The 18,439-nt window shown below is 33.3% G+C and carries 12 protein-coding genes; 7 read left to right on the plus strand and 5 right to left on the minus strand.

All coding sequences use genetic code 11. The annotated features are described in order from the left end of the window. Nucleotides 1–51: 51 nt before the first annotated feature. Both QZ659_RS05560 and QZ659_RS05565 read left to right on the plus strand, forming a co-directional pair. Nucleotides 52–1,380, plus strand: coding sequence for a hypothetical protein (locus tag QZ659_RS05560; RefSeq protein ID WP_291723139.1), 1,329 nt, complete (start codon nt 52–54; stop codon nt 1,378–1,380). A 20-nt stretch (nt 1,381–1,400) separates the two neighbouring features. Further along, nucleotides 1,401–2,486 (plus strand): hypothetical protein, encoded by a 1,086-nt coding sequence (locus QZ659_RS05565; protein ID WP_291723142.1) that lies wholly within the window; start codon nt 1,401–1,403, stop codon nt 2,484–2,486. 31 nt (nt 2,487–2,517) lie between these two features. Here QZ659_RS05565 and QZ659_RS05570 read toward each other — a convergent pair whose 3' ends face one another. The 4 genes from QZ659_RS05570 to QZ659_RS05585 form a co-directional block, all read right to left on the minus strand. Further along, the gene (locus QZ659_RS05570) at nt 2,518–2,937 is read right to left on the minus strand and encodes a type II toxin-antitoxin system VapC family toxin (protein ID WP_291723145.1); all 420 of its coding nucleotides are present in this window, start codon (nt 2,935–2,937) and stop codon (nt 2,518–2,520) included. Further along, complete coding sequence (locus QZ659_RS05575) at nt 2,938–3,681, minus strand: hypothetical protein (RefSeq protein ID WP_291723148.1); 744 nt, start codon at nt 3,679–3,681, stop codon at nt 2,938–2,940. Nucleotides 3,682–3,811: 130 nt separating this feature from the next. After that, nucleotides 3,812–5,977: a dipeptidyl-peptidase 3 family protein gene (locus QZ659_RS05580; protein WP_291723151.1), complete on the minus strand. Its 2,166-nt coding sequence runs from the start codon at nt 5,975–5,977 to the stop codon at nt 3,812–3,814. A gap of 144 nt (nt 5,978–6,121) precedes the next feature. Continuing rightward, nucleotides 6,122–6,535 carry a DUF3276 family protein gene (locus QZ659_RS05585; RefSeq protein ID WP_291723154.1) on the minus strand — a complete coding sequence of 138 codons (414 nt, stop codon included), beginning with the start codon at nt 6,533–6,535 and terminating at the stop codon, nt 6,122–6,124. 243 nt (nt 6,536–6,778) lie between these two features. Here QZ659_RS05585 and QZ659_RS05590 point away from each other — a divergent pair, with 243 nt between their 5' ends. The 5 genes from QZ659_RS05590 to QZ659_RS05610 all read left to right on the plus strand — a co-directional run bounded on the left by QZ659_RS05590 (nt 6,779) and on the right by QZ659_RS05610 (nt 16,836). Further along, nucleotides 6,779–7,543, plus strand: coding sequence for a DUF4290 domain-containing protein (locus QZ659_RS05590; RefSeq protein ID WP_291723157.1), 765 nt, complete (start codon nt 6,779–6,781; stop codon nt 7,541–7,543). A 196-nt stretch (nt 7,544–7,739) separates the two neighbouring features. After that, entirely contained in the window at nt 7,740–9,956 is a 2,217-nt protein-coding gene (locus tag QZ659_RS05595; protein ID WP_291723160.1) for a peptidase domain-containing ABC transporter, read from the plus strand. Nucleotides 9,957–10,168: 212 nt separating this feature from the next. After that, nucleotides 10,169–14,110 carry a two-component regulator propeller domain-containing protein gene (locus QZ659_RS05600; RefSeq protein WP_291723163.1) on the plus strand — a complete coding sequence of 1,314 codons (3,942 nt, stop codon included), beginning with the start codon at nt 10,169–10,171 and terminating at the stop codon, nt 14,108–14,110. Between the two features lie 232 nt (nt 14,111–14,342). Beyond that, nucleotides 14,343–14,729: an STAS domain-containing protein gene (locus tag QZ659_RS05605; protein WP_291723167.1), complete on the plus strand. Its 387-nt coding sequence runs from the start codon at nt 14,343–14,345 to the stop codon at nt 14,727–14,729. A gap of 214 nt (nt 14,730–14,943) precedes the next feature. Continuing rightward, a complete protein-coding gene (locus QZ659_RS05610; protein WP_291723170.1) occupies nt 14,944–16,836 on the plus strand; it encodes a SpoIIE family protein phosphatase in 1,893 nt (630 codons plus the stop codon). A gap of 5 nt (nt 16,837–16,841) precedes the next feature. On the opposite strand, the gene QZ659_RS05615 is transcribed toward QZ659_RS05610, so the two are convergent. Continuing rightward, a complete protein-coding gene (locus QZ659_RS05615) occupies nt 16,842–18,386 on the minus strand; it encodes a sensor histidine kinase (RefSeq protein WP_291723173.1) in 1,545 nt (514 codons plus the stop codon). Between the last annotated feature and the right edge of the window lie 53 nt (nt 18,387–18,439).

The raw sequence follows: 18,439 nt of genomic DNA on the forward strand, positions 1-18,439 counted from the left end.
CAGCCAAGTCAAAAGATTTATGCTAAAGATAAACTTTTAAACTTTGTAAAAATGAAAAACCTCCTTTCACTACTTTGCATTTTGTTGCTTGCTATTAGTTGCAAAACAAATTCTACCACTTCGAAGGTAAAAAACAGTCAAGAACTTATCATTACATCTGATATTGACTTATTTTGGAAGGCTTATGATAAAATCATACAAACTACAGATACTACTTTACAACAAAAATACCTTCAAGAACTTTATTTTGATAAAGGTTCAAGTGGTTTAGATGGAATCATCAAAGCTAGAAATTATACAGCAGCAGAATACCTACGAGCCATCAATAACTACCCTCTGTTTTGGCAATCGGTACGAAAAAATACGCTAAAGGCAGAAAATATTAGCAAAGAATTGGAATATGGTATTGAGCGTTTGAAGAGAGTTTATCCCAATCTCAAACCTACAAAAATGTATTTTACAGTCGGTGCTTTGCGTACCAACGGAACGGCTATCGATGGAATGCTTTTGATTGGTTCGGAACTCGCTATGGCAGATACAAGTACAGTTGCTTCAGAGTTTCCTAAAAACTTTAGTTACCTCAAAGATTATTTCAAAACCAATCCGATTGAGAACATAGTTGCTCTCAATATCCATGAATACGTACACACTCAGCAAAATACTACTGGTGGATACGATTTGCTCTCACAAGCTTTGTTTGAGGGAGTGGCAGAGTTTATTCCTGTGATAGCTCTTAAAAAAAAATCGAATACGCCAGCGATTGCTTTCGGAAAAGCAAACGAGAAAAAGGTAAGAGAGATTTTTGAAAAAGAGATGTTTTCACCTTGGTATTATAACTGGATTTGGAACGATAATAAGAATGAATTTCAAGTGCGAGATTTGGGTTATTACGTGGGGTATGCAATGGCAGAAAAATATTATAACCAGTCAGAAAATAAGCAGGAAGCCATTAAAAACTTGATAGAATTAGATTACACGAGTAGAGAAAATGCAGAGAATTTTATAGATAAAACAGGTTACTTTGAAAAACCTCTTTCACAATTACGAAAAGAATATGAAAAGAACCGACCAAAAGTAATAGCTATCGAAGAGTTTGAAAATAATAGCCAAAGCGTAGATAGAGAGGTTACTACTATCACAGTTGTTTTTTCTAAGAAAATGGATACTCGTTTTCGTTCTTTTGAGTTGGGAGAGTTAGGAAGAGAACACTACCCAGAGTTTGAAAAAATAGAGTTTTCAGAAGATGGTAAAAAGCTCATTTTCTATCCGAAACAACTGGACAAAAACAAAACTTATCAGATAGTTTTGGAAGAGGGGTTTCGCTCCAAAAAATATAATTTGCCTTTGAAAAGACAGTTAATAGAATTTAAGACCAAGTAAATTTGATTAATCTTTGAAAAATGACAGAAAAATACAAATATTCAGAAAAAGACATCAAGATTTTAACTCTTGATGAGTCTATGCGACAGCGTCCTCAAATGTATTTTGGAAAACTAACGAACAGAGGGTTTATATACAATTTAAAAGTGATTTTACAAGATGTCTATGAATTATCACAAGCAAATTTGATTTCTATAGAATTAATTGAGACACATTCTGTCAAAATCAGATTTGAAAATTTTAAAAGGTCAATAGAAAAGAAATGGATTGATTATCAAGGATTAGAGTTATATAAAATACCGTCTAACTACCTTTTTCTTTTTGAACTACAAGCCTTCAAAGCACTAAGTACTGACTTTATTATTCGCTCAAAAGATTTTAAGCAAGTTTATAAAGATGGAAAACTCATAAAAAATACAGAAACGACAGATTTGATTGATGGTTGGCTAGAAGTAGAATTTACATTAGATAGACAGTTTTGGAAAGATTTTGAGTTCAATACAGATTATATTCATCAAGAAATAAGAGATTTTGCTTTTTTAAATAAAAACATCAAGTTTAAGCTAAACTATTTTACTGATAATGAGGAAAACAAAATTACGTATCACTTCAAAAATGGGTTAAAAGACAAAGTAAATAACGAACTCTTGAACGGACATGGAGGAAGTGATTTACAAATGGAGGTTGAGCTAAAGCAAGAACAATTTGAGCTAGAAGCTGCCTTTGCTTTTAGAGAATACGATATAGACGAGCCTATTTTGAAATCGTATGTCAATAAAGCCTATACACCAGAAGATGGAACACACGTAGAAGCTGTTTTGAAAGGAATTACGTATGGAATAATGGCGTATCTTCAAAAACATGAACTTACTGGAAATCATAGAATTTCAGAACAATCCGTTCGAAAAAATATCATATTATTTCTCAACGTCCAATTTTTCAATATTGATATGCAAATGTTTAAATATCGCACGAAATACAAACTAGACAACGTAGGAATTATTGAACCTATTTCAACTCATATTTCTAAACTCGTTTTTGAAAAGTTAGAGAGTGATAAAGAAATAGCAGAAAAAATTATCAAGAAATTCAGAATCTATGAGTAAACAAGGAAAATATCCCCAAAAGTACATATCTCTAAAGTTTTGACCAGTTTTCATATTGAAGCTCATCTATTCTACCAAAATGCTTTTCATTGTTCGTAATCAGTATATAACCTTCTACAATGGCTGTGGCAGCAATCAGAATATCATTATGAGCAATGCTATTGCCTTCTTTTTTTAAGGTGGCGTAAATTTGTGCTGCTTTTTTAGCAATTTCTTTGCTTATGGGCAAGATGGTTTGAGCCATCAGAAACTCATCAATTTCATTTGTTCTCTCTTCTGTATCTGCAAAATAAAGTCCATTCAAAAGCTCATAATAGGTAATAATGCTAATAGAAAATGTTCGATTTGCTTTCAGATAGTCATTTATTTGTTGTGTTGCTTGCTGCTCGTGGGCTTTTCTATTGCGAAAGAAAAAAGAAAGTATATCTGTGTCTATGAGTATAGGTTTCATCTACTGCTTGTCCATTTCTTTGTTTAAATATTCCTTTGTCGTATAGATGGCATTTACTACAATATTTTTATTTACATCTATTACAAATTCGCTAAGTCCTATGTGCGATTTATTTCTAGGATTCCAGTCGTAGGTATAGCCAAGCTGACTCCATGGATATTTTTTATCTATTTCACATCCGTAATAACGACTTATCCTATTTTTATTTATCCAATCTTGATAGGATTCTTCTGTATCTTTAGGAAAGCATAAATCACATGCATTGTCTGTAATTTCTTTGTCTGGACAAGGACGAAACAAATCCTCTGGTTTTACCCAAAACTCTACAAAATAGCTGTATGTAGCATTGGGAGGCAGCCCCAATAGTTGCTTCAATCTCATATCTACATCTTTAGCATGTTCTTTTTTCATTCTCTGATATAGCTCAGGAGCTGTTGTTACCCATATCTGATAACTTCCAGTATTATAATGAGTAGAATCTATGTATTTTTGGTAAAATGAGATGTTTTGCTTCCAAGTAACCACCAAAATATGCTCTTCTCCGTTGATTGTTTTACGAACTAAATTCTCATTTTGAGAATTTATAGTTACCAATCTGTCATATACTTTATTTTCTGTCGGAGACATAGAATTTTCTATGGCTTTCTGATATACAGCAAATGCTTTTTCTTGAGATAGCTTGACAGATGTGCAGCTTACTAAAAGCAAGAGCGCAAAAAAAACAACTAGATTACTTTTTTTCATGTGATTAAATAACTTTGAGAGTGGCTATAATTAAAAACCAAAATAACTATAAAACTAGCTACTTCAAAGAAAAAGTCTGCTCAATGTGATACTGAACAGACTTTTTAAAGTTAAAAATAAAGTTGTTGAATTACTCTGCCTTCAAAAAACTATAGTTTTCACTAAAGTTCATCATTTGTTCTGCAAAAGAAGTCGCATAACGAATTTTTACGTCTTTAATTTCGTCACCTTCCATTACTGGCTCAAGAACAGGCTGCAAAAACCCAGAGTATGGAGCAATATCAAACTGTGCATAACGTTCTTTTACTTCTTTGAGCATAGCACCATCTACTTTTACGCCGTAGCCTTCCACCAATTTTTCAGCAGCTTCATAGTCGCCTTCTGACTTAATGCGCTGAATTTCTCTTAAAAGTTCTCCAAAAATAACACGTAATTTGTCATAATCATTGACAAGGAAATACGTTTTTCCATCGATTACTTTTTTCTCAATTACATTTTCTGCGTGTCCTTTTTCATACGCCCATTTTGCTACAAGCTGACGGTTACGCATGTGGTCTTCTTCAATGTCTGCTCCTTCATCTAAACGACGAAGTTGTAACATCATTCCATTCATTATATAGCCATCATATTCTGCTTTTCCAGCTTCCAAAGAAGGCAAAAGATTCAGCTCTACCAATTTTGGGTCTAAGAGGTAGTACAAAGCCACCAAATCGGCACGAGCTTCTTCTAACGTCGAAGAGTAGTTTTTGAGTGTTTCTTTTGGAGTTCCTACTCCATCATTTATTTGCCCAGAAGCGTGTCCGATAACCTCGTGAAGTGCTGTGTGCATTTTTCCACCAATTTCTCCGTATTCTTTCTGACGGTTTTGGAGTTCTTCAGTCGGATAAAATTCAGCTAATGTTTTTCCTCCTGCTGCGTGATTATAGGCATCTTCAATATTTCCCAAAGAAACTGACTTCGAACCGTGCTGTTTTCTAATCCAGTTCGCATTTGGCAAATTGATTCCGATAGGCGTGGAAGGAGCAGCATCACCCGCTTCATTGACAACTGTGATGATTCTATACGTAACACCTTTTACTTCTTTCTTTTTGTGTTCGTCCATAATGGAAGAATTATCTTCAAAATATTGAGCATTTTCAGAAAGAACAGCCATACGCTTAGAGGCTTCTTTATCATCCATAAAGATTACAGATTCGTAGTGCGCTCGGTAACCCAATGGGTCGCCATAAACTTCAATAAAACCATTGATAAAATCTACATTGGTATCTGTTGTTTCTACCCAAGCGATAGACATTTCATCAAAAGTTTTTAAGTCGCCTGTTTTGTAATACTTCACAAGTAAGTCAATTACTTTTTTCTGCTGTGCAGATTCGGCAACTGTGGAGGCTTTTTCCAACCAATAGACCATTTTTTCTAAAGCAGCAGCATATTTTCCACGTTTGCCTTCTGTTCCGATACCATATTTATACTCATAAATTCCATCTTTTGAAAGTCCAACTAAAGCACCTTCTGGAGCTTCTCCTCTGATAAGTTGAGAGTTTAAGCCATACGAAATAGGCGTAGCATCGTTTTTATCAGCAAAAATTTTATAAAAATTTTCTACTTCTTTCTGTGAAAGATTCTCATAGAAATTGGCTGCCGAAGTCTTAACTAAATCTTGTCCTTTAGTTTTATTTACTTTCTTTCCATCTACATTTGCATCAAACATAATAGGTTTGAGCTCAGCTAAAAATGCTGTCATTTCTTCGCCTTCTTTTGTTGGAAAGTCAGCTACATCTGAGTTATTTACCAATCCTTCAAAATACTCATAAGAAAACTCTGGCATCATCTTTTTTTCTGAATAGTGATGATGGATTCCATTAGAAAACCAAATTCTTTTCAAATAGGTTTCGAAATTTTGCCAATCTTCTCCAGACTTATCGCCATTATAAGTTTTGTAAATATTTTCTAAGGTCTTTCTTACCAAAAGGTTATTTTTATAATTTTGGTCATACGTAATATCACGACCACTGCGTCCAGCTTCTGAAAGATAATAAAGAAGTTTCTTTTGAGAAAGTGGTAATTCGTCGAAGCCTTTTACTTCATAACGCAAGATTCTCAAATCTGCAAAACGCTCTGAATCGTAAGGAGGAATTTCTTCTTTTTCTGTGTTGGTAGCGACAGAATCAGTAGTTACTTCTGTGGTCGTATCAGTTGGCTTTTTGTCATTACAAGCAGGCAAAAATACTGTTCCTGCACAAAAAGCTGCCAAAAGTCCGTAATAAGAAACTTTGGATTTTAATTGAACTAAATTCATTGTGTTAAAGGGATTAATTTGTAAGTCTAATTTTGAGGTAAGTTAGCTCTTTTTAGTTTTTTTTGGAAAATAACTTTTTTCAAGACACAAAAAAACGCTTTACTTTTCCAAAATAAAGCGTTTTTCATATTATATATAGTTACCTTAGTCCCATTGTAAGTGGTCTCTTACCTCATCGTCTTCTAGGTGAGACTTTCTGTCTGAAGTTTCATACTCTTCATCGTACTCTCTATCAAACTGGGTAAAGTCATAATTTGGCATAAGTTCGGTCTTTACATGGTCTATAACCTCTGTCAAGCCAGCCAAAATTTTGTTTAAATCTTCTTTGTATAAAAATACCTTGTGCTTTTCGAAGTAATATCCTCCACTACGACGAAATACCTTCTTGCTTTCTGTTAGTGTAATGTAATATTCTTCTTCCGAACGAGTAGGCTTTACATCAATAAAATAGGTACGTTTTCCTGCACGTACTTTCTTTGAGAAAATGGTCTCGTTATGATAGTTTGGTTTAGAATAATCATTGTTCTTTTCTTGCTCATCGTCGAAATACTCACTCATTTGTTTCTTTTTTAGAAAGGTTAATAAAATGTACTGCATCAGAATAGTGAAATCACACTATTTTTGAAATTCAAATATATCAAAAACTATTTCTTTTTGAAAAATCAATTCTCAAAAACAGCGATTTAATGGTAATACATCCAGTATTCAGATAAAGATTTGCTATATTTACGGTTAGATTTTACTAGAAAATCATTTTCTTTTCCCTCATAAATAGTAGAAAGACACAAAATAACTCATACATTGGAAAATATAAAAGATACAGAACAAGGAGCTGAAAAACTCAAAGATTTAGATTACAATACCCAAAGAGATAAACTTCTTTTAAGAGAATACGGAAGAAATATACAAAATATGGTGCGCCATCTCAAAACAATAGAAGATGTAGAGGAACGCACTCGTGCAGCAGAAACGCTCATTAACCTTATGAAACAACTCAACCCAAGTGTGAGAGAAAATAGTGATAATGTTCATCGTATTTGGGATCATTTGTACATTATGGCAGATGGTGAAATAGAATTTAATAATGAGTTTGCTCCACAAACAGAAGAAGAGCGTACACGCAAACCCGAACATATTGGTTATTCTGAAACACCTGTAAAATATCGCCATTATGGACGACATGTAGAATTAGTTATTGCAAAAGCTGCCGAAATAGAAGACGAACAAGAAATGATTGATGCTGTGGCAGATATTGGTAAGCTCATGAAGTCTTTTTACATTACTTGGAACAGAGACAATGTTGATGATGAAGTAATTTTAAAAGATATTAAGCGTCTTTCAGGAGGAAAAATAGACATTGATATAGAAACAATCAAAGAAGATGACCTCTTTGAGTTGGGAAGTAAGCCCAGACAACGCCCTCAAAAACAAGGAAGTAAAACCAACAGTCGCAGTCGTTCTGGACGTTCGCCATCTTCACGCTCAACAAATTCAAATACTTCTAGTAATAGAAGAAGAACACAAGGAACAAAGAAAAATAGACGCAATAAAAAGAGAAGAAAATAATTTTTTTCTACAACACTTGTTCATAAAGTCATTACTCTGATTTAAACTAGAGTAGTGATTTTATTTTAACAAATTTTAAAAGTAAAGCTATTATTAAAGTTAGCAAACCTTTTTTGTTTTTTTGGGTTATGTAGTTTTGTTAAAATACCGTATAAGCAGTATCTTGTTAAAGATTTAGAAAAAGAAACCATCACTTATGCAATACGAACTTGCCCGAAACATAGTCTTTCAAATTATAAAACGTTGGAAACCCGATGAAGCTCACTACAAATTTTCTCCAGTAGCTACATCAGAAAGCATTTTTACACGTAGAGAAATGCGTCAATGGGTAGGACATCTGCAAGATATTGGGCGTGAGGCGCATCTGCATTTTATAGAAAAAGAAGTATCGAAAAAAGAGTTAGATGAAGTTCTTTCCATTACAACACTTCCCTTAGTACTTTTTGAATCTGTTGATGGAAATGCAAATCCAATATTGGCATGGCACGGCAAAAGAGATGCTATCCATACCATGAGAGAAGACGGAGAGAATTGGAAAGAAAACGATATTGAAAACCACGATGATTTTATCAATTCTCTTGCTTGTAAGGCAGATTTATATGGTGATAGTGAGCTTTGCCAACCCAATACAATTTATTGTCTTGTTCCAATGCTCATAGACCCAATAGCTACTCCAGAAGAAATAAGTGGAGATAATCGTACACCTGCACAGCGTTTGTGGCATCTGCTTCTTACAGAAAAAAGAGATATTTCTTATACCTATATCTATGCCATGATTGTTGGTTTGCTTAGTCTTACTTTACCTTTGGGTGTACAGGCAATTATTGGTCTGATTTCAGGTGGACTTATAATAAATTCTGTGGTGGTTCTGATTGCCTTCGTTGTGGCAGGAACACTAATTAGTGGTGTGATGCAGATTATGCAGATGAGTATTGTAGAAACTCTACAACAACGCCTCTTTACTCGTGCTGCTTTTGAGTTTGCTTACAGGATTCCACGTATTCGTTTGGAGTCTATATTACAACAATATGCCCCAGAACTTGCCAATCGTTTTTTTGATATTCTAACTCTCCAAAAAGGACTAGCCAAACTCCTTACAAGCGTCATTACAGCACTTTTACAAGTTTTATTTGGGCTGGCATTGCTTGCATTTTACCACGAGTTTTTTGTGTTCTTTGGCTTATTTTTAGTAGCTGTTTTAGGTCTAATGTTTTACTTTACAGGAAAAACAGGATTAGACACAAGTCTTTACGAATCGAAATACAAATATAAAGTTGCCTATTGGTTGGAAGAACTAGGACGTAATCAGAGTGTCTTTAAAATTGCAGGAAATACGCTCCTTCCACTAAATAAAATGCAAAAACTACTGACAGGGTATTTATATAAAAGAAAATCTCATTTCCGTATCTTGATTATTCAATATTCTGCCTTTGTAGCTTTTAAAACTATCATTACTGGTGGTGTTCTGATTATAGGAAGTCTTTTGGTTATAGAAAGGGACATTACACTAGGACAGTTTGTCGCTTCTGAAATCGTAATTATTTCAGTCATTACAGCAGTAGAGAAAATGATTCTAAATTTAGACACTATTTATGATACGCTCACAGCAGTTGAGAAAATAGGTAATGTAACTGATTTAAAACTAGAAAAAACAAATACATTTGACCAATTTAATAGACAAGGCTTCCATATTAAGGCACACGGCGTTTCTTATACCTATCAAGGAAATGAAAATCCTACACTAAAGAACATAGATTTAGAGATAAAACCTCAAGAATATGTGGGTATAATTGGAAATGAAGGAGCAGGAAAGTCCACACTTATGAAAATTGTAACAGGTCTGTATGATGAATATAAAGGGCATATTACTTTTAATGGATTTACACTTCGTGATTTGAATATCAAGAACTTACAAGACTACATTGGAGACAACCTCTCTCATGAGGATGTCTTTGAAGGAACACTCTTAGAAAATATCACAGTAGGTAGAGAAGGTTTTAATATGGAATATCTCAACCATATTTTGGACATTGTAGAACTTATAGATGATATTCAATCTCTTAAAGATGGTCTTCAAACACAAATGTTACCTTCAGGACAAGGATTTTCTTCTACTTTTCAGAAAAAAGTAATTTTTGCTAGAAGTATGCTCACACATCCAAACTTAATCGTCTTTGATGACTTTTTCTACAACTTAGAAGGTAATTATAAGAGAAGAGTATTAGATAAAATACTGAAAAAAGACAAGTATCCTTGGTCTATCTTTGCTGCCAGTCATGACCCCATTTTATTAGAAAAAATGGATAAAATTTATCTTATGAAAAACGGTACGATTGTTAAAGAGGGTACTTTCAAAGAGCTTTTGAAAGATGAATACTTTGATGAATTGATAGCAGGAGTATTTGAAAATTAGATAATGAACAGAAGTTATATACTACACTCTTAGTCAGTTACGTTTTTCTTTGAAAGTGTTAATTTTTAAATTAATGTATTTGGGAGTAGAATAATTTGGTTTTTTATTGTATTTTTGAAGTTGTCAGTAATAAAAAGTTTAGTTAAGCAAAATAATCTTATCAAACACAAACACCCAAGAAACAATACTTTCATTATAATAAAGTAATCTTAATGCAATATAGATTCCATCATATTTTTTCAAGACCTTTATTTGCATTTGTGATGCTCTTGTTATTTATCCTAACAAGCAGCAATGCTTTTGTAGTAGCTCAAAATAATGGAACACAAGACTTGCCAAAACTAAGAGTAGAACAACTTTCTATTGACCAAGGCTTATCCCAAAATACGGTCAATGCAATGATACAAGACAGTGAGGGATACTTATGGATAGGCACAGATGATGGATTGAATCGCTATAATGCTTATGATGTTACTATTTTTCGCCACAAAAGAGAGGATTCATTATCTATTATAGATAATCAGATAATGTCTATCTATGAAGATACTAACCATAATATCTGGATAGGTACGATAGCAGGAGTATCTATTTTTGATCGTAAAACACAATCTTTTAAATCCTTTTACAAAAAAGAAGGAGACCCAAACACGTTAGTAGATAATGAGGTAAAGGCTATAACAGAAGATAAAGAAGGTTTTATATGGCTCGGTACAGCAAATGGTCTTAGCAAATACGACTATAACAATAACTCTTTTACCAACTTTGTAGCTTCAGAAGAGGACTCTACTATGCTTGGAAGTAATGATATTGCCAAATTGTATGTAGATAAAGCAAATAACCTATGGATAGGAACAAATAGTTTCGGTGTAAATAGATGGTCTAGTGATCGTTCAGAAAAGAAATTATACCGATATAACCGTTCAGATACAACTTCTCTTTGGGGGTTTGGCGGCTATGATATAAAGGAAGATGCAGACGGGAACATTTGGATTGCATCAGAAGGAGGATTCAATCAATATAATCCAAACATTGATGGATTTGATCGCTACCGTTATCAAGGTAAATCATATAGTCTTCAATCATTTACTTTAGGAAGCAATAATACTTTTTGGGGAGCTGGGCATGATTATATTTACAAATTGGACTTAAAAACCAAAGAGGTTATTAGATATAGAACTTCATTTGATGCTTTAGGACAAATGCCAGCAATAGTCAGAACAAAGGAAAATGTCATTTGGGTAGCCTCTAGAAATCTAGGAGCTATTAAGTATGACCCTCTAACAAATCAGTTTGACTACTACTACTATGAAATAGGAAACAAAAACTCTCTACCTCAGAGAAATGTGTGGGCAATGTTGAAAGATTCAGAAGGAATTGTTTGGGTAAGTACTAATAATGGATTTGCTCGCATAGATAGAAGTGGTGTAATTCCTAAGTATTACAATATTTATGGAGGAGAAGGAAAAAATGACTTGAAAGATTCTAAGACAGGAGCTTTACTTGAAACTAATGAAGGACAATTATGGGTAGCTACAGGAGCTGACATTTCTCGTTTGGTTAGTTTTTCTGAAAAAGGAGGAGCTAAATTTGTTACTTTAGAGGCTGACCTTAAAGATTCTACTACTGTTCAAAGACAAATATTGAACCTTCTACAAGACAAGCAAGGGACAGTTTGGGTAGGAACTTTTGATGGCTTCTACAAAATGACCCCATCTCAAAGAAATGAATTTGGATATGAAGCCCAACATTTTCTAGATGATGAAGATATTTGGACAACTTATGAAGATAGAAGTGGCATTTTATGGCTTGGTACTGCACAAGGATTAATAAAGGTAATTAGAGATGAAAATAATACACCTATTGATTATAAATACTATAAACACGACCCAGAAAATTTAAAATCTGTTAGTCATAATACTGTTAGAGCTATTGCAGAAGATTCTAAAGGCAACTTTTGGGTAGGAACTACCAATGGATTAAATATAATGAACCGTGAGACTGGAGAGTTTGAACACTGGGGACAGAGGAACGACCTTGCTAACTATGCTATTTATGGTATTTTGGTAGATGAAAAAGATAATCTTTGGATAAGTACCAACTTTGGCTTAATGCGTCTTTTGGGAGATGATAGTATAGATGATGCAAAACGCATGACCAATTATAATCCAAAAGATGGTTTGCAAAGTAGTGAATTTAACTCAGGAGCATTTTTTAAAGCTGAAGATGGAGAGATGTTTTTTGGGGGCATACAAGGATTAAATGCCTTTTATCCACAAAATATAAAAGCAAGCATGTATGTTCCTCCAGTAGTGATGACTGACTTTAAGGTACTCAACCGTTCAGTAGGCATTCAGAGTTTGGGAAATCCTGACTCGCCTCTAAAAGTAGATATTTCACAAACAGAAGAAATGACCCTCACTTATGAGGACAGAGTAGTTACCTTTGAATTTGCAGCTATTAATTTTAGAAGACCTGAAAAAACAAACTATTCCTATATTTTAGAAGGCTTTGATAAGGATTGGAATGAAGTAGGTAGCCGTCGTTTTGCAACATATAGTAACCTTCCTGCAGGAAATTATACATTTAGAGTAAAAGCATCAAATAGTGACGGGATAGAAAATAAAGAAGAAATCGCAATAAAAATAAAGGTTCTTCCTCCTTGGTGGAAGTCGTGGTGGTTCTTAACTATTGCAACCCTTTCTGTGCTTGGTATTTCATTTGGCTTCTACAAAAGTAGAATGAATGCTGTCAAACGTCAGAATGATACTTTGGAAAGACTTGTTGGAGAACGAACAGCAGAAATAGGGCAACAAAATCTTAAATTAGAAAGTCAAAAGACTGAAATTGAACGCTCATATAGCAATATTCGTGTACTTAGCGAAATAGGTCAGAAAATTACTTCTATCCTTGACCTTGACACAGTAATTAGCTCTGTTTATGAATATGTAAATGAGCTTACAGATGCTACTGCATTTGGTATTGGAATTTATAATCCAAATAAGGAGCGTATAGATTTTAGAGGTTTTATAGAAAATGGAGAACGCATTCCTGATAGCTATGATAATATTACAGATGAAAACAAACTTTCTGTGGTTTGTCTCACTCGGAATGAAGATATTATTATCAACAATTTTGCAAAAGAACATACGAAGTATATTAGTGAGGTTTCTTTAGATAGAGTGGGAGATATGTATCAGTCTATTATTTATCTACCTCTTCTTTTAGAGGGAAAAATTGTTGGGGTTTTGACAGTTCAAAGCCATAAAACAAATGCCTATTCTAAAAATGATTTGACTATTCTGCGTACGTTAGCCTCTTATATTTCTATTGCATTAGATAATGCTCGTACTTATACGCAATTAGAAGGAGCAAATGAGCTTATCAGAACAAAAAATCAAGCTATAATGGATAGTATTCGCTATGGAGAGACTATTCAGCATGCTATTCTTCCCGACCCTCAAGATTTTATCAGAAATTTTGATGACCATTTCATTATCTTCAAGCCACAAGCAGTCGTTTCAGGAGATTTTTATTGGTCTATACGTACAGGAAATAAAACCTTTGTTGCTGTTGTAGATTGTACAGGTCACGGAGTTCCAGGAGCGTTTATGTCTATGATTGGAAATACTATCTTAAATGAGATTGTAACTCTTCAAGATGTAACAGAGCCTGCTCAGATATTAGAAAACTTAAATCAAGGAATCTTTGAAGCTCTTCACCAAGAAGATTATCAAAATTTAGATGGAATGGATGTTTGCTTGTGCGTCATAGATGATGCAGATGAACTAAACATGCGAGTTGTGAATTTTGCTGGAGCAAAAAGACCTTTATTTATACTAAAAAATGACAAACTTATAGAGGTAAAAGGAAGCCGTAAATCTATTGGAGGAAGACAAAAGTCTGATTCAGATTATGAACAACGTCAGCTTTTACTACACCCTGGTGATATTCTGTATTTAACCACTGATGGATATGTAGATCAAAACAATTCTGAACGTATCAAATATGGTACACTTCACTTCAAAAAGATATTGGCTTCATTTACAGGAATGTCTTTACATGAACAAAAAGAAGTTCTTTTAGAAGAGATGAGAAATCACATGGGCGAAGAAGAACAACGTGATGATATAACACTTATAGGACTAAAAATATAACTCTTACTTCATATAGAAAAATACCTATTTTAGCACTTTATTCTTAGATAAAGTGCTATTTTTTGTTTCAAACACTTTCTTTCACTATCAAACAATACAGGTTACTTTGATGTTTTTTTGTAACTTGCTATACAAACAAATTAGCAATTCAAATTTTCAAAAATTATTTCGTATATTTTACCTAATAACAGTTTTTGATTCCTACTCCACATTCATTTTTTAAAAAAATAGTATGCAATTTACACTCAACAAACAAGAAAAATATACTGTATTTAAGCTACAAGAAGAAAAACTAGATTCTTCTGTTGCTCCAAAGTTAAAGACAGAGTTTTTTACACTTTATCAATCAGGAATGGTCAATCTTATTTTTGATATGAGCGATATCAAATATGTAGATTCGTCTGGACTTAGTTCTATCTTGGTTGCCAAACGTCTTTCAGAGCAAATCAATGGATTCTTGGCTTTAGCTGCTGTAAGTGAGCATGTAATGAAGCTCATGACAATTTCAAAATTAGACAGTGTTTTAAATATTATTCCAACGGTAGAAGAATCAGTAGATGCTGTTTTTATGGCAGAATTAGAACGTGATATCAAAGAAAATGAAAAGAATAGCAACTAACTAACTTCTCAATAGAATAATGATTACCCACACAACCTAATATTAATCTACATTAGATTAATATTAGGTTTTTATTTTAATAAATTTATAAAATTTGCTTTACTAAAGCGTAATTATTTTGTAATCTGTTAGGTGAGCTTTTAAACCTTCTTCCTCGTAATTTTGCAGTCAAGAAATGACGACCAGCTATTTTAAGATTATAATTTTAGTAGGAATGAATCAAAGTTATACAACTTACAACCAGCCAAATCAAAAATTTAGAGGAATAAAGAATAAACTCCAACTTTATTTTAGCATCTATTTGTTATTGACAGCACTAATTATTGGAGCTATTTTTATGTTTTATGAGAAACAAAAAAACATAGAAGAAATTACTGATTTACTTACCACACTTCATATTGATATTCAAATGCTTAGTGGAATAGAAAATGATTTCTTTACTTATGAGACTATAAATAATAACTTCTACAAAACAGGGGAAAGCGAATATTTAAACCATCGTAAACAAAAACTATATGATGTTCAGCGCAATTTAATAGCATTAAAAAACAGAAAGGAGTTACGCAATAAAAATATTGATAAAAAGCTATTCCAATTAAAACAAGCTGTTGGAGAATATGAAGTCCTCTTCGAACGCCTAGTACAAATTATACAACGTAAAGGACATAAAGATTATGGTAAAGTAGGACAGATGCGTAAGTTCATTCATCAAATCGAAAACTCAGATTTGCCTTTTAATAAAGAAACACTGTTAATGATTAGAAGACATGAAAAAGATTTCATTATTCGAAAAGAAGAAGAGTATATCAAAAAATTATCACTCGCTGTACAAAGACTTCGTTCAGAGATTCGTTCAACTATAAAAAATGAAAAACTCCAAAAAGAAATGGTAACGCTATTACGAAATTACCAATATGCTTTTTTGGATATGGTAGATTATGAAAAACAAATTGGACTAAGCATCCATGAGGGAATGCACTACCAAACTAGGCAAAAAGCCTACAAAATTGCTGATATTATAGCAGAAATAAATAAAGAAGGACATTTACAAGCAGAGCAGATTACACAACAAATAAAATATACATTGGGAGCTGCTATCATACTATGTTTTATTTTGGGTATGGTTGTCAGTTATTTGATTAGTAAAAAACTCAGCTTACCAGTTCGTCAACTTTCCAACTCTATTCATAAAGTCATAAAAAATGATTTTTCAGAAGATTATAAAATAAATCCTGTTATTACAAATGATGAAATAGGTTGGCTTTCTAAAGACTTTGGTCTAATGCTTAATAAAGTTCAGAATAGTTTAAGCGAAACACAAGAAAAAACTTGGGAAATTGAACGTTCACAAGCTCAAATAATGGATTCAATTAGATATGCTAGTCAGATTCAGAATGCTATTTTACCTACTGAAGCTGAACTAAGAGAGCTTTTTACAGAAAGCTTTGTTATTTATAAGCCTCAAAAAGTAGTTTCAGGAGATTTTTACTGGGTCTATCGTAAGAGACATAAGACTTTCATTGCAGCAGTAGATTGTACAGGACATGGCGTTCCAGGAGCTTTTATGTCTATGATTGGACAGACTCTTTTAAATAAAATTGTAGGACAAAGTAAGATATATGACCCTGCTATGATTTTAGAAGTCTTACACTTAGAAATTCAACATGCATTAAAGCAAAATGAAGGAAAAAATGATGATGGAATGGAAGTCGCTATTTGTGTTATAGAAAATACAGATTTAGGTAAAGAGGTAACTTTTGCAGGAGCACATCGTCCTTTATACTATGTGCAAGATGGGCAATTTTTAAAAGCAAAAGGTAACCGACGTAGTATAGGAGGAAAGCAAAAACAGGAACACCAGCAGTTCATAACACATCTTATCCATCTACAAACAGGAGATACTATCTACCTTACAACAGACGGATTTGCAGACCAAAACAATGATAGAAGAGAAAAATACGGCACACAAAGATTCATACAATTCCTAGATACTATTAAAGAATATCCTCTTACTACACAAAAATTAGAGCTGATAGAGGAGTTTGACAGTTTTAGGAATAATGAGCCTCAACGAGACGACCTCACCATTTTGGGAATAAGAGTATAAAAAACCTAGTTAGAAGGCTGATTGAAAGGCAGTCTGATAATGAAAACAGACCCTTTACCTACCTCACTCTCTACCTCTATCGTTCCATGGTGAGCTTCTACGATGGTCTTTACATAGCTGAGTCCTAAGCCAAAACCTTTAACATTGTGTACATTTCCTGTCGGCACTCTATAAAATTTATCAAAAATTTTGTTTACTACTTTCTTAGGGATGCCCTGTCCTTCATCAATAAATTTTATTTCAATTCCGTTAGAAGTATTTCTAGTCTGTACTTCTATGCGTGGTATATTAGGAGAATATTTGTTGGCATTGTCTAGCAAGTTAGAAATAATACTTGTGATATGAACTTGGTCTCCTTGTATGATAGTTTGGTCTGCCTGTAAGTCTGTAAATATTTTACCTCCTCGGTTTTCTACTTGTACAGCACTATTTCGAATTACTTTTTCTAAAATCTGATGTAAGTCCAATGACTTCAAATTGAGTTTGAAATCTTTTCTATCTAGCTTTGCTGCCTGTAAAACTTTTTCTACTTGCGAACTAAGTCTTTTACTCTCATCTGCAATTACACCTAAATAACGATTTGTCTTTTCTTGATTTTGTTGCACACTCACATCTTGCAAAAACTCACGAGCAAGCGAAATGGTTGCAATCGGAGTTTTGAACTCGTGTGTCATATTATTGATAAAATCATTGGTAACTTCTGATACTTTTTTCTGACGAAGAATAGTATAAATAGCTGCTGCAAAACAAAGAATAATCACACCAATAAAAATAACAGAAGAAGAGAGTATCATTGCCATTTGTCCTATCAAATACTTAGATTCTTTTGGAAAATATACACACAAAATATTTTCTGGATGACGCATATCATTAGGAAAAAGCTTTGCCGAATAGTTTGTTTCTAATAAACATTCACTACTTGTAGAAGGAGAAGCAAAATACCACTGTTTTTTAGGATGATTAAACACAGCAAAATCGTAATCTAATGTAATTCCTTTATTGTGCATTTCTTCACGCAAAATAGAATCAATTACAGGACGGCTCGTACGTTGTTGAATAGGTTTTTCTTGATTTTGAAAAAATAATTTTTCAGCAATTACAGAAACAATTTGAGATTTATTCATTCTTCGACGCTTATTTTCTTCCCAAGCCGTTTTTGCATCACGAATATCATATTTCATCATAGGTTCTAGAACTAATTCTGTACTTTGACTACCCGTAAACATTCCATTCTTTACTTCAAACTGTAGCTCATACGTCATAGAACGAGCAGCATTTTGGGCTCTTGTGATAGAGTCTAACGTCGACATGAGTTGTCCACTCATTTGGTCTGCACTACTTTTCATCACATAAATAGCTTCATGTTTTTCTAAGCGAGTAGCTACTTTTTCAAGAGCTTGATGTACATTTTGCTTAAAACGAGACTTATTTAGTGTTATGGTAGTAGTTATCCAATAAAACTGAAGTCCGATAAGTCCGAGCATTGCCAAACTCATAAGAGCGATGATATAGCGTACTTGTTTTGCGCCTACTAATCCTTCTATTTTCATAACCTTTTTAGCTGTAATTTTTCTTTATGATTCTCTACTTGGTAATACCTTCT

The sequence above is a fragment of the Bernardetia sp. genome (assembly GCF_020630935.1).
Taxonomy (GTDB): Bacteria; Bacteroidota; Bacteroidia; order Cytophagales; family Bernardetiaceae; genus Bernardetia.

What these genes read in the sequence shown, in the direction of transcription:
- QZ659_RS05560 (WP_291723139.1), top strand. Translation starts at nt 52, where the DNA reads ATGAAAAACCTCCTTTCACTACTTTGCATTTTGTTGCTTGCTATTAGT.
- QZ659_RS05565 (WP_291723142.1), top strand. Translation starts at nt 1,401, where the DNA reads ATGACAGAAAAATACAAATATTCAGAAAAAGACATCAAGATTTTAACT.
- QZ659_RS05570 (WP_291723145.1), bottom strand. Translation starts at nt 2,937, where the DNA reads ATGAAACCTATACTCATAGACACAGATATACTTTCTTTTTTCTTTCGC.
- QZ659_RS05575 (WP_291723148.1), bottom strand. Translation starts at nt 3,681, where the DNA reads ATGAAAAAAAGTAATCTAGTTGTTTTTTTTGCGCTCTTGCTTTTAGTA.
- QZ659_RS05580 (WP_291723151.1), bottom strand. Translation starts at nt 5,977, where the DNA reads ATGAATTTAGTTCAATTAAAATCCAAAGTTTCTTATTACGGACTTTTG.
- QZ659_RS05585 (WP_291723154.1), bottom strand. Translation starts at nt 6,535, where the DNA reads ATGAGTGAGTATTTCGACGATGAGCAAGAAAAGAACAATGATTATTCT.
- QZ659_RS05595 (WP_291723160.1), top strand. Translation starts at nt 7,740, where the DNA reads ATGCAATACGAACTTGCCCGAAACATAGTCTTTCAAATTATAAAACGT.
- QZ659_RS05600 (WP_291723163.1), top strand. Translation starts at nt 10,169, where the DNA reads ATGCAATATAGATTCCATCATATTTTTTCAAGACCTTTATTTGCATTT.
- QZ659_RS05605 (WP_291723167.1), top strand. Translation starts at nt 14,343, where the DNA reads ATGCAATTTACACTCAACAAACAAGAAAAATATACTGTATTTAAGCTA.
- QZ659_RS05610 (WP_291723170.1), top strand. Translation starts at nt 14,944, where the DNA reads ATGAATCAAAGTTATACAACTTACAACCAGCCAAATCAAAAATTTAGA.
- QZ659_RS05615 (WP_291723173.1), bottom strand. Translation starts at nt 18,386, where the DNA reads ATGAAAATAGAAGGATTAGTAGGCGCAAAACAAGTACGCTATATCATC.